This window comes from Lonepinella sp. BR2357, assembly GCF_051851525.1.
Lineage (GTDB): Bacteria > Pseudomonadota > Gammaproteobacteria > Enterobacterales > Pasteurellaceae > Lonepinella.
Genome location: NZ_JBPDVG010000007.1, coordinates 1 through 13,554 on the forward strand (window position 1 = coordinate 1; position 13,554 = coordinate 13,554).

Annotated in this window: 7 protein-coding genes; 1 reads left to right on the forward strand and 6 read right to left on the reverse strand. The window is 37.5% G+C overall.

Annotated features, from left to right (window positions below; translation table 11 throughout):
- From ACTG7L_RS05625 to ACTG7L_RS05650, 6 genes are all read right to left on the reverse strand, one after another.
- The coding region (locus ACTG7L_RS05625) for a hypothetical protein (RefSeq protein ID WP_439327769.1) at positions 1–370 on the reverse strand (370 nt) is incomplete at its 3' end.
- A 5-nt stretch (positions 371–375) separates the two neighbouring features.
- A complete protein-coding gene (locus tag ACTG7L_RS05630; protein WP_439327770.1) occupies positions 376–750 on the reverse strand; it encodes a hypothetical protein in 375 nt (124 codons plus the stop codon).
- 77 nt (positions 751–827) lie between these two features.
- A complete protein-coding gene (locus ACTG7L_RS05635; protein WP_439327771.1) occupies positions 828–1,196 on the reverse strand; it encodes a hypothetical protein in 369 nt (122 codons plus the stop codon).
- A 19-nt stretch (positions 1,197–1,215) separates the two neighbouring features.
- Positions 1,216–1,590, reverse strand: coding sequence for a hypothetical protein (locus ACTG7L_RS05640; RefSeq protein ID WP_439327772.1), 375 nt, complete (start codon positions 1,588–1,590; stop codon positions 1,216–1,218).
- Positions 1,591–1,600: 10 nt separating this feature from the next.
- The gene (locus tag ACTG7L_RS05645; RefSeq protein WP_439327773.1) at positions 1,601–10,603 is read right to left on the reverse strand and encodes a two-partner secretion domain-containing protein; all 9,003 of its coding nucleotides are present in this window, start codon (positions 10,601–10,603) and stop codon (positions 1,601–1,603) included.
- A 12-nt stretch (positions 10,604–10,615) separates the two neighbouring features.
- Positions 10,616–12,349 carry a ShlB/FhaC/HecB family hemolysin secretion/activation protein gene (locus tag ACTG7L_RS05650; protein ID WP_439327774.1) on the reverse strand — a complete coding sequence of 578 codons (1,734 nt, stop codon included), beginning with the start codon at positions 12,347–12,349 and terminating at the stop codon, positions 10,616–10,618.
- A gap of 281 nt (positions 12,350–12,630) precedes the next feature.
- On the opposite strand from ACTG7L_RS05650, the gene ACTG7L_RS05655 reads away from it, so the two are divergent.
- Positions 12,631–13,524: a DMT family transporter gene (locus ACTG7L_RS05655; protein WP_439327775.1), complete on the forward strand. Its 894-nt coding sequence runs from the start codon at positions 12,631–12,633 to the stop codon at positions 13,522–13,524.
- The last annotated feature ends 30 nt before the right edge of the window (positions 13,525–13,554 follow it).

A 13,554-nucleotide genomic window follows, 5' to 3' on the forward strand; every position in this document is an offset into this window, starting at 1 on the left:
CAAAATTTGGGTTAGTGCTTTCTGCACTGTTTGTAGTGCTAGCCAGTTCCAGTGTTTTGCCTGCATAAAGTGTTAAATTTGATGCGGCTTCTATTTTTCCTCCCAGATTAATCAGGGTTTGATTGGTGGATAAATCTACGCTGTCGCCTAAAATCACTCCTTGATTTTTGAGATGATTGGATTGAATATGGGTTAAATCTCGTCCTGCAATGGTGCCAGTATTTTGTAGTTCATCCACATTCGCCAAAATATTGTTCGCAGAAATTACCGCACCTCGGCTATCAATATCTGCATCACTGGCAACCAAATAAACCTGTGGCACAAGTGCGGTGATTTTTTCGCCATTTTCGAGGGTGATTTCTTGGTTCATAATATTCACATATTACACTTCTTCTTATCAGAAACTGAATTCATTCTTCCGCAATCTTCAATGGTTAGCTTAATATACCCCAATTTACTCATACAATGATCAAAATTATTTATTGCAAGTTCATAATCAAAATCTTTATTTTGAAACCTACTAGCAGAAAATATATTCTTTTTCCTATAATCTCCACCACAATTTTTTGCATCATGCCATCTAATTTCAGAATTAGTATGCCCGATAGTATCTTTTTTCTGGTAAAAAGCAATATAAGGAAATCGTTCTCCATCACAGTCGGTATAAATAGCATGATATGTACATCCGTCAATTGTTATACCGCATCCAGTTAGAACAAAAATAGAAAAATATACAAATAAAAATTTCATTTTTTATCTCCTATCTAAATCCAAATAATAATTCAAATACTTCATTGGGTAGATATTATCTCTTCAATAAGTAATAGTTACATATTACATACTTTCTTATCCGTAACAGAGTTCATTCTTCCACAATCAGTTATATAAATATACCCCTGTTTTTCCACACAATTATGCAATCGAGTAACCATATCATGATCTACAGGGTCATTCTTATGTTTCCGTTGACCAGAAAAAAGATATATATCACCATATTTAACACCACATTTACCAATATCTTTCCATCTTTGTTCGGTATTAGTGTGACCTATTGTCTCTTTCTTTTGATAAAACGATATTGGAGGAAATTCCTTTCCATCACAACTAGCGGTTTGCCAAGTTATTGTGCAACCATTTTCATGTCTATATAAACAAGCAGAAAGAAAAATACAGAAAAATAAAATAAACTTTTCCATATATGCGTTCCTATAACTTTCACATATTACATTTTTTCTTATCAGAAACTGAATTCATTCTTCCGCACTCTTCCACTGTTAATTTAATATATCCCAATTTACTCATACAGTTATCAAAATGTTTAATTTCAGATTTATAGTCAAATAATTTGCTTTTATATCTATAGTCAGAAAATAAATAGGGTTCTCTATAATCTGCTCCACAATGTTTAGCATCATTCCATCTTATTTCAGCATTAGTACGCCCGACAGTATCTTTTTTCTGATAAAAGGCAACACGAGGAAACTGCTCACCATCACAGGGCGTATAAGTCATATGATATGTACATCCGTCAATTGTTATGCCACATCCAGTTAGAACAAAAATAGAAAAATATACAAATAAAAATCTCATTTTTTATCTCCTATCTAAATCCGAATAATAATTCAAATACTTCATTGGGTAAGGCTTGCCCTGCAACAATAGGAGTTACATATCCTACTGCGTAAACAGCCACTCTATTAGCTCGATTCTGCTCTACTTGAGATGTATAATGACCGTTACCTTGTTTATCATAGAAAAATACTTGTCCATTAAGATCGTGAATACCTGCATAATATTCTACTGCTTTATCAAAAACAGAACCTATACTGTAAGGTATTCCAAACATAGTTCCAGCAATACCTTGATGTCCTCCTGTTATTCCATATAATTTTTCCGTCACTGGCTTATCATTGAATAAATCAGTTAAGCTGGAATATTTATTATTTTCTTTAAAAACATAATTTCCCCGTTCATTCACTTTCAACGAACCATCACTATTTGTTTCACAACGGCTATTACCTTCACCACAAATAATGCCATAATCCATTCTTACGCCACCTAGTTTAATTCCATCAAAAGCACCACTGCCATAAGCAACATTGCTTAACATGCCATTCTTATCTTCAATAGGTGGGGCCAAAAGTGAATTTTTAAGTGTTTCTCTTCTTGCTTCAATATTTAAAGTCGCTAGTAGTGATTTCGCGGTCATAACCTTTGGTGCTCCAGTCACCACGCCTGTCGCTAAATTTAATCCCGTGCGAAGATGTTCTAACCAATAAATATCCTTAATCGCTTCATCAATTTTTTCTTGATATTTTTCTTTATCATCAATTTTAGCATTTTGATAATCTAAAATAGCTTGACGAAGCTCTTTTCGTTTAGGTTCTTGATAATAGTCAATAACATTGTCTGCCATTTCTTGAGCATTATTCGTAAATTCAGCTGTTTGTTTAACTTGATATTGAATTTCATTTAACACTTTATCTTTATTAAACTTATTCTCCAGTTTCCCTGAACTTTGCTGAGCATTATCTGTTCGTACTGTCGTTTTTATTTTTTCCATTATTTCTTCTGCGGTATATGATGTGAGTTCTTTTTGTTTCTCTGTATCTGTAATCGCAATATTTGATGTGCCAATGCCTGAGTTGGTCACACTACTTTGGTTATCCTTATCCATACCAACACCGAAGCTAATATCACCAGTTAAAGAATCCCAACCTTTCGCCAAAACCGCATCATTTTTCTTACCATTCGTTTTCGCTTCGGTGGTTTCTTTCCCACTGGCATCTGTATAAAGTTTTTCGCCTTTTTCATTCACCGCTTGTTTTTTGCTTTGTGGCGTGCCTTTGCTTCCAAATGGGGTGTCAAAATTCATGGCGACTGAACCACTTACACCAAATGCCGACCCCTTATAATCTGCATGATTTTCAATATCTGAATAACTCAATGCCCCTGTACTAAAAGAATTTCTGCTATTTTCCTCCGCACTTTCAGTGGAAGTGATTAAGGCACCAGTTAAGTTCGTGTGGTTGGCTACATTCACCTTAAATCCATCATCCCCAGCAAAAATCCCAGCTTGCTGATTTACGCTGGCATAATTTGAGTTGATTTTGGATTGGCTATAACTAGCACTCGCAGACACACCATAACCCACAGTCACTTGCCCACTTGCACTTTCTTGCTTGCCCTTGTAAGTTGCTGTATCTTGTAAACTCTCAATATTTAGATTCTCTGCATTGACGGTAATTTGTTTGCCTGCAACTTGTGAACTTTTAATATTGGTGTCTTTTTGGCTATCAATGGTTGTTTGGCTATTTTGACTACCTACATAGCTATTCACCCAAGCCTTACTATCGCCATTGCCATAACCTTTGGCTATCTTGCCACCAGCTGTTACACCAAATGAAAATCCACTTTGTCCATAACTCACTGCGACACCTGCATTCCAACCACTGGCTTTGTTTTTGCTGCGTTCAAGGTGATTTTCATTGGCGGCCAGTATGTTGATGTTACCGTTGCTTTGGAGATGGGTACCTTGATTGCCACTGACATCAGAACCAATAATAACTAGATTTTCATTTTTTCCAGTGGTTACAATATTCACTTCGCCCCCTGCATTCACTTGGCTTTTTTCAACTTTATTCCCCTCAGCATGTTGGGTTTGCGTGTTCTTTTGTTTGCCATAGGTAATGGAAACACTGATATCCTGTTTTAAGCCATCCATGCCGTTTTCTTGTAGATTTTTATATAAATCCTTTCCCTGTTCATAGGTTCTTACTGCACCAAAACCCACATTCGCTGCCGCTAACGCATTAATTCGGTTATCTTTGCTTTGCCCAACGGTTTTTATTGATTTCACCGTAGAAATGGCACTTTGCAAGGCTAGTAAAGCTGGAATATTTACTGCTACCGTTAACCCACTTTGTTTCATTTGGTATTTATAGTTGCTTTCGTAATCGCTTTCTACCCCTGTGATATTGGCGTTTTTTGCCATAATCAATACATCACCGTCTTTGGATGTGACGATTGAGCCTGATTGTTGATAGCTGCCATCCGTGATGATTTGAGTGTTGCCATGCAGACTACCAACTTGACTGCCCACCGCACTGTATTGTGTGTTATCGGTGTCAACATCTTCTTGTTTTTTCCCAACGGTAAACCCAATTCCGCCTGAACTCATTAAGCCTGATTTGGTTTTTTGGTGATAATTTTCTTCATAATAGCGGTTGCTATCTGCGGTGATATTTACGCCATTTTTCGCTTGAATCTGTAAACTCTGATTGGCGACAACATTGGAGCCGTTGATATTGACGCTTTTATTTTCAGAGAAAATAGACACATTTTCACCACTGATATCGCTAGATTCAACTTGGCTGATATTGTGATAATGCCGTTTTATTTCCGTTGTTTTGCTCAACAATCCCTTGTGACTGCTTTTTACTGCACTCGCCACTTGTTCTTGTTGCTTGCCTGCATGGATATTCACTTCTCCCTGTGAACCGATAACCACATTGCCTTGTTCACTATTGATTTCCGCTTGTCTTATATCGACTTGTTGTTTGCCAATGAGTGTAAGGTTATCTTTGGCTTGTAAACTTGAACCGATTTCGCCTTGTTGGTCTAGGCGGTAGTAATTATTGTCATCGGCGTTGTAATGTTCTTTGTTTACGGTGTTTAAGGTGGTTATCGTTAATCCATTTTTTGCATTGGCATAAAGACTGCCGTTGCTTTCGAGTTGTGAGGCTTTTACCGTGATATTGCCGTCACTTAGCAGATTAAGCTGTCCGCCTTTGCCTGTGACTTTCACTTGGCTGAGTTGGTCTAACTCTGTACGTGCAAAATTTGGGTTAGTGCTTTCTGCACTGTTTGTAGTGCTAGCCAGTTCCAGTGTTTTGCCTGCATAAAGTGTTAAATTTGATGCAGCTTCTATTTTTCCACCCAGATTAATCAGCGTTTGATTGGCGGATAAATCTACACTGTCGCCTAAAATTACCCCTTGATTTTTGAGATGATTGGATTGAATATGGGTTAAGTCTCGTCCTGCAATGGTGCCGGTATTTTGTAATTCATCCACATTCGCCAAAATATTGTTCGCAGAAATTACCGCACCTCGGCTATCAATATCTGCATCACTGGCGACCAAATAAACCTGTGGCACAAGTGCGGTGATTTTTTCTCCATTTTTTAGTGTAACTTCTTTGTTGACCAACCACACCATATCTGTGGTTAATTCTGACATTTGTTTGGCGGTTAATCCAACGCCCACAGATAAATTAAAGTCTTTGGCATATTTTACCCCTGCGTTCATTAAGGCTTTATATTGTTCCATATCATTATTAAAACCAGTTAAATAACGACGACCTGTCAGTTGGTTGATTTGCTCGTTAATTAAACGTTGTTCATAATAACCGTCACCTAAGCGTTTTTGGGTTTTACTGTGATCATAACGGAGTTGATTAAACATATAATCACTGCTTAACCATTGATTACGATCAGTAAATTTAGGATCAGTTTCAACCACATAACCTTTCGGAGCTGTGGGGTTAATTTGGTATAAGCTAGCTGTCGGTAAAGTTACATTGACTAAATGCGTTTTGATAACAGGTAAAGCAGAGTGATCCGTTGCATTACTTATTGCTATTTTTTCAGGTAATTGAACAATAACCTGACCAGAATGAACAATATCATTTTTATGCTCTGTTATGTTCACTGATACAGATGTAATGTTGGGAATATCTTGACTGATATTTGCTATCGGTGATAAAGCAACTTTTTCCTGTTTATTCACCGATTGCACAGTAATATTTGACGTAGGAACAGCTGAACCAATCGTATTTAATACGAGATTAAATGACACTTTTTTAGGTAACGGTTGTGGTACTGATTCTTTAATTTTTTCATCTAAGAAATAGCGACGATGTTCATGCCAGCTTGTTTTATATCTATCTTGATAATACCGAATAAAGAAACCGTCATCTTTCATGTTTAACGTTGCTGTTAAATCTTCATTAATGAGCAAACCTTGATGATTAATTTGATGACTTGGTGCATCAACCTCTTGTTGATTAAAATAGAACTGTTTGCCCACAAGCAACTGACTATATTGATTCAACGTATAATCACTATTTAAATGTAGGCTTCCCCCAATCAATATTTTTGCAGGTGCTTCATCATGCACTTCAGGAATATAACTTGTGCGTGTAAAGACTTTTCTTTGCCAAAAATCGCCCTTAGATGAATCAATTTTTTCTTTATTGGTATCATAAAAATAAAAAGTAGCAGACTTATGACGTTGTCCATTATTCGGATCAAAAGTTCCATCTACACCGATACGATACCATTCCGTTACTTTATAAGTTTGACGATCTTCTTTACCATATAAATCAAATTGTTCCTGTTCTTCTCGAATGCGAATATTGACTTTGGTGTCTTGATTTTTTATTTCCTTGGCATTTATAGTGCCATTGCCTAAAAATTCAATCGTTGCACTTTCATTTTTAATAAGATTTGCAACACCAACAGCATGATTATTCTGATCCAATGTTTGACCAATATAGCCATCCCCAGAAGAAAAAATGAAAGAGCTGTCTTTATTGATTAACGTATCCACGCCAAGATCAAGTCTTTCCCTTGCCGCAATGGTCGCTGATGAAGTTTGGTTATCTATTGATTCTGCCTGATTATTAAGTGTTTTCGCCTGAATGGCTAAATGTGAACCATAGATTTTGCCTGTGCCAATATTGGTGAGATTGGTGCCGTTAATCAAGGTATTATCACCATTAATTAAGCCTCGGTTTGTTATATTGTTGGTTTTCAAGCTCGTTTCTGTGGCAGAAATTTCAGCATTTTTAGTATTATTGATATTTTGTGCAGTAATGGTTGCTTTATTGCCAGATAACAAATTTACATAGTTAGTAAAGTTACCCGAGGTTGTCAAAGATAAATCTTTTCCCACCTCAAAAGCACGATGTAAAGCAAGGCTATCCACTAAATTAATCGTTAAATTACCAGCCGTTTTGATTGTGCCTTCGTCAGTTAAACCTTTTGCATTTAATGTAATATCGGTGGCTTGAATTGTCCCATTTTGGTTATTCACCATGAGATTGCCACCATGAGAAATTGTCAGTTGATTATTTGCAAGCAATTCACCTTGTTGATTTACTAAGCTCTCCGCTATGTTGAGTGTAGCTTGATGATTGCTATAAATACCGCCTTGTTGGTTATTGACAGTATGAGCATTAAGATAAAGTGAGTTAGCTTGTATACCTTGCGTTGGAATAGCTACATTGGTTTTGGTTTGTTGATTTTCAATATGTGTGCTGTTAAGGGTTAAATTCTCTGTTGCATAAATAAGCGATCCAATATCACTGACTGCGTTATTCTGAATTTGTGAAGCAGTAATCTCTGCATTTTTTGCACCAAGAATACCCCCTTGGTTATTGAGTTGTTTTGTGTTAATGGTTAATTCATTAGCACTGCTGATTTTACCCTGTTGATTATCTAATGGTTGTGCCTGAGTAGAAAGCGTTAATATATTATGGCTAGCTAATTGACCTTTATGGTTAGATAAGGTTTTACTGGTAATCAATAATGTGTTTCTTGCATTTATCGTCCCTTCAGTATTATTCACCGTATTCGCTATGGCGATAAGATTACCTTGTGTTGAAACCATGATACCTTGTTGATTGTTGAGATTTTTTGTCTTAATTTTGGCATCTTGTTTAACCAATAATTCGCCTTGTTGGTTAGTTAATTTATCGTTACTGATTTCGGCATTCTCACTGACAATAACCGTACCATTCTGATTATTGAATAACGCACTTTCACCTTTCAGATTCTGACTCATCAAGTTTCCGTTTTGATTATCCAATTCACGAGTTAATAATGTCAGATTATTAACAATAAGACCTTTATTATTTTGTGCCGTTTTCGTATTTTGGTTATCAAATTTTTGTTGATGGGTATTTATTTCCGCACTATTCGCCTGCACTAATCCATTACGATTATTGAGTGCACCTGTTTGCAAGAGCAAATTATTGGCATAAACCGTGCCGTTATGGTTATTGAGATCAGATTGATGGCTATCAATAGAAAGCTCACTAAGCAAAGAAGCAATAATACCTTGTTGGTTCTCAATTCCCCCTTGTGTTTGGAGGTTGGCATTATGATTAGCGACCAATTTACTTTTAGTGTTATTCAAGGTTTTTGCTTGAATATTTAATGTGTTAGCACTAATTTCACTTTGTTCAACATTATGTAGATCATTAGTTTGCAAACGCAGATTATCGGCATGCATTAAACCCTGTGTTTGTTGAATTTTATCTTCAATATTAAGACGCATGTTTTTATCTGTAGAGATATTGCCTTGATTATTTAATAATGAACGTGCTTGTATGGTTAGGTCTTTTTTACTTTGAATAACCCCGAGATCATTATTAAGATTTTTGCCTTGTACTTTCAACGCACTTTCTGTCTGAATATGTCCTTGTGCATTGTTAATATCGGCAGTATTAATAAGCTGATTATCCCGACTTGCTAACTTACCGTCTTGGTTATCCAACGTTCCCGAATTAATCCGCAAGCCACCTAATGCCACAATGCCTTGGTTTTCCCCAGTGGTATGCTGATTGCTTAAACGCTGGCTTTGGGTGTCAATGTCAATATGGCTTTCGCTATACATTAAGCCTTGGTCATTAATGAATTCACCACTGTGGATGTGAATATTTTCTTTGGCTAACAGTTGACCTTGACTGCCATCTACTTTGCCAGTGGTATTAACCTCAATCCCCTTGCCGGCAATCCAACTGCCTTGACGATAGTTGATTTCATCTGCATTGAGCTTGATTTTGCCCGCACTTTGGAATATTGCCCCCGCTGTATTGAGCTGCTTGCCACGTAAATTAAATGTCTCTTCTCCGCTTTGTTGCCAGATGGCATGGCTTGCGTTTAAGTTGGCTTGGTTGGATTGAATATGTTTTGCACTAAGTTGTGCATATTGGGTTGATAAGTGTTTAGGGGTGCTGAGAGATAGCGTTTCAGATGCGGTTAATTTGGCATGATTGGCCTGAATATCACCTGTTTTTGCTTGAATATCTATTTGATAGGCACTATTTTGGCTATGGTTTAACTCGACCTGATTGGCGGTCACTGTTATTTTATTTGGAGCAAGATGTTTTCCTTGTAAACTGGCTTTTTCACTGGCTTGAATTAGGATATTTTTACCCTGTGCGGTTTGTGGGGCAATGGTGCGTTGTTCGCCCTTATCTGTTTCAACAAAGTTAACCCCTGAAGCAATCAAGGCATTCTGTGTGGTGTTCACCTGTTGGGCTTGGTAACTAACATTATCGTGGGCAAGCGTGTTGCCTTGTTGGCTAATCTGTTTCTTAGCGGTTAATTGAATTTGTTGGTTACGTGCAATCAGTTCACCATTTTGTTTAATGGATTGGTTAGATTTAAGTGTAATTTTTCCTTGCTTGGTTTCTATTCTGCCTGTGTTTTCGATATTTTGATTAGATTGCACAGTAACCTTATCTGGTGCGGTGATATATCCAGTGTTAATCACTTTGCCTTGTGCATTAATTTGCACATTTTCACTGGATGCACCTATATGCCCTGCGTTGCGTACCCCTAATCCTTGCTCGGTGCCGACTAAGTAAATTTTCTCGGCATACATACCACCCAGTTGACTAACATCCACCGTATAATAAGGGGATTGAGCCTGTTCATCATGGGAAAGTGCGGTGTTTTTTGTGCTAATAATTTGTAAAGGTTGGTCAGATTGGCTGGGATTGGCATAGTGAACCTTATTTTTCCCTGTCACTACATTAACTTTTTTCTTGCTCCAAATACCGGCGTTAATTTGGCTTTGTTTGGCAATAATGTCCGTGTAATCAACTCGGCTGTTATCAAGCCCTTGTCCGGTGACTGTCACTTTGCCCTTTTCGACCACAAAATGGTCGAGTTCTCCATTGACAATATGCGGTTTACCGGTGGTCAAGGTGGTTTTATCTGTGTTAATAAATCCGCAGCCTTCACAATATAAACCCGATGGGTTGGCAATAATCACTTCCGCTTTTTTGCCAGCCACTTCTACATAACCTTTTAACTGTGAGGCTTTATTAGAATTGACTTCATTTAAAATGACCTTTGCCTCGCCTTTAGCTAAATAGAGATTGGCGGTGATTTGTCCGGCTAATTGGGTGGCGGTATTTTTTCGGCTATTGTTAAGAATCGCTCCTTTTTCACTGACATCAAATTGGCGGTATTTATTATGAGACAGCCCTTTATCATTAGGGGTTTGAATATTGACTTGTGGCAATCCATTTGCCGTGGAAAGCATGATAGGTTTTTGTTGTTTGGGGGCGGTTGGGTCGGCTTTGATAATCAGCGTATCGGCTAACGCACTACCGCTCAAACTGACTAAACCTAAGGCACAACATACACTGAAAGACAATATCTTTAATGTGGCGAAAACTGGAGAAAAATGCACCGCACTTTGACAAGATGTTTTTGTATTGGCACGAGCGGATTTGGCTAATTCAGAAACCACCACTAAACATTGTTTGGCTTTATTAAAAATAACGCGATAACAGTGTTTGTTCATATCCATTTTCCCCTAGAATTGATAGCTTAGGTTAAACCCAGCCACCCCATTAGATGTACGAAAATGAGCAGGTTTATCAATTGGACGACCGACAAAAGCATCGTAATTTACCCCGAAGATTTGCCCACGCAATCCCAATACCGCACCTGTCAACGCATTGCCTACATTGTCATCAATTTGTTGATAAACTTTGCCATAATCTACACCAAGATAAGGCTGAATTTTAGCACTGGCTAACCATGAAACATCATTGCGAATCGACCAACCACGGTTGCCCGATAAGGTCAATTCACCATCAAAACCTCGCACGGAATAACGTCCACCAATGCTAAATCTATCTTGTGATGTGAGCGGGGTTTTATTCCATTGACCATTAAATTCTCCTTGATATTGCCAGATTTGGTCAAAAAGAGAAAAAGGTACGGTTAATGTGGCATTGGCTAATATAATTTTAGGGTGAGAAGTGCCTTCATTAAATAATTCTTCTGGTGCAGCTAACGCTTGCCAAGCACCGGTACCACGTTTAAAGGATAATCCAATATCGAATGTGGATTGCCCCAAATATTCTCGATGTTTAATGCCTACTTCCCAACCGGCCGTACGCCGACGTTGTACATCAATTTCTTCATCATCAATGAATGAATTGGATTGTCTCGCCCATAAACTACCACTCAATGTGGTTTTACGCTGAGCATCACGATGTAGAAGATAAGACAGGGTCAATTTTTGCTGACGACTTTGACCAGAGTAAAGATAATTTTCTGCATAACCAAACACTTGTTGACGATAGTGGTTATAGGAACTGTTAAAACTGAGTAGCCAATAGCCAAAAGGAATGGAATAGTGCAAACTGAAATTAGACGTTTGGCGAGTGCCTTTTTCATCATTGTCGGTGGGAATGGAACGAGTAAAACTAGAATAAAATAAATCGTTAGCGGTCAGCAAATTATCCACCGATAAAGTAGCTGACCCCTGATATTTCCCTGTGCTTTTAGAACCGCCATCATCCAACCCTAATGTTAAACGGAATGGAAAAGATTGAGCATAAGAAATTTTTAAATCACTATATCCCACATCCCCAGTGTTTGCAGGCAAAATCTCTATGTTAGCATCAGCAGTGGGAATGCGTTTTAGATTTTCTAGGGATTGCTCAATATCTCGCACATTTAAGATATCCCCTTTATCTATGGCCATGGCGGTGAAAGCGGACAAAGCGGTAAAACGTGCGGTAGGAAAATCTGAGCTGTCTTCTACCAGAATATTATTCAACCTACCTAAGATAACCGTAAGTTTCAACTCCCCTTGGTTCAAATCTTGTTCTTCCGCAATGACTCTGGTGGTCACCAACCCTTTTTCAATCAGTTTATTTTGCATGGTTTTCATCAAGATACTCAGCCCATTACCCCCAAAACAATAGGGCAAGGTTAAATTGAGTTCTTGTAAGCTATCGGTTAAAAGAGATGAAAATTGTGAAGCCTGATTTTCATGAGCATAGTCAGTTAAGGCAATTTTTTGAATGGGAAAACAAGGGGATTCTGTTGGCGGTAAACTTAGGCGTTGAGTGGATGTATCAAATTTTATGTCTGGCTGAGATTGTAAGGCTGAATCTAATTGTTTTTGGCGTGCTTGTTGCCGCTGTTCATTTTGTTGTTCAATCTGCTGAATCGTTTCTTGTTGTGCATAAATAGGGTGAGAAAAGAAAAACGTAAGAATGAAGAAAAGCCATTTTCTATTGTACGTTAACATAAAAATGCCTTAAAACAAGAGGGGATAGGGGTAATGTATATCAAGGTGACGAGGACTGTCAAGTATGCAAGTTTGATTTTTCTTAATAAAAATGCCAGTTGATTTGTGAGCTTAGAAATAGACGTTGACACAAATTTTGTTATTGTCTCGAGGTTCTTGTTGAAAATGAGAGACAATGCGAAAAAAACTGTGAACTATCTCTCATTTTTACTATTTCTTTCTTTATTTTTCAAAGATTTTACGACATGATCGACACGAAGATTTTTCCCTTTTAGCGAACCATGAACAACGAACAATTTACACGCCTTGCTTATATTATTCTAATGGGCTTTGGTTTCCCCATTATGCGGTTTATGAGCATTCATTTTGAAACCTTAAATAATAATGCCGTCAGATTCTTATCAGGTGGATTATTTTTCGTATTGATTTGTTTGGTAAAATTTAGACAAGAACTGAAAAAAATATGGGTAGAGCCGAAGATTATTGTCAGTCTATTGCTATTAGCGGTATTTATGACGGGTAATATGTATTTTTTTATTAATGGACTAAAATACACCTCCGCTTTAGCTGGCAGTATTTTTGGTATTTTAGCGATGCCATTAGCCATTATTATGGCGGCCATTTTCTTTCAAGATGAACGCCAACGAGCTAAACAAAAACGCTTTTATGTCGGCAGTCTGATAGCGATTATAGGTTCGCTAATCTTTGTTTTTTATAGTAATAAAAATGCACAAAACAGCGATTTTCTACTCGGTTCACTGTTTTTAGCCACCGCTATTTTTATTCAATCTATTCAAAATTTGTTGGTAAAACAGGTGGCAAGAAAATTGCACGCTATTGTGATTAGTGCCTCCACCGCCACCCTTTCAGGATTACTTTATCTTATGCTTGCCATTCATACCAATAGCATTGAACAACTGCAACAGGTCAATAAAGGGCTATTAATTGGCTTAAGTTTGGCTGGGATTTATGGCATGCTGACAGGCATGTTAATGGCATTTTATATCGTACAAAAACAAGGGGTGGTGGTGTTTAATATTATTCAATTAATCATTCCCCTTTCCACCTCAGTTATTGGCTATTTCACTTTGGGTGAAAAGATTAATCTATATCAAGGAATGGGCGGAATAATCGTGATTTTAGGTTGTATTTTAGCCTTGAAAAAGATAGGCTAAATAATTAACAACCATGTTAATGATTATTTT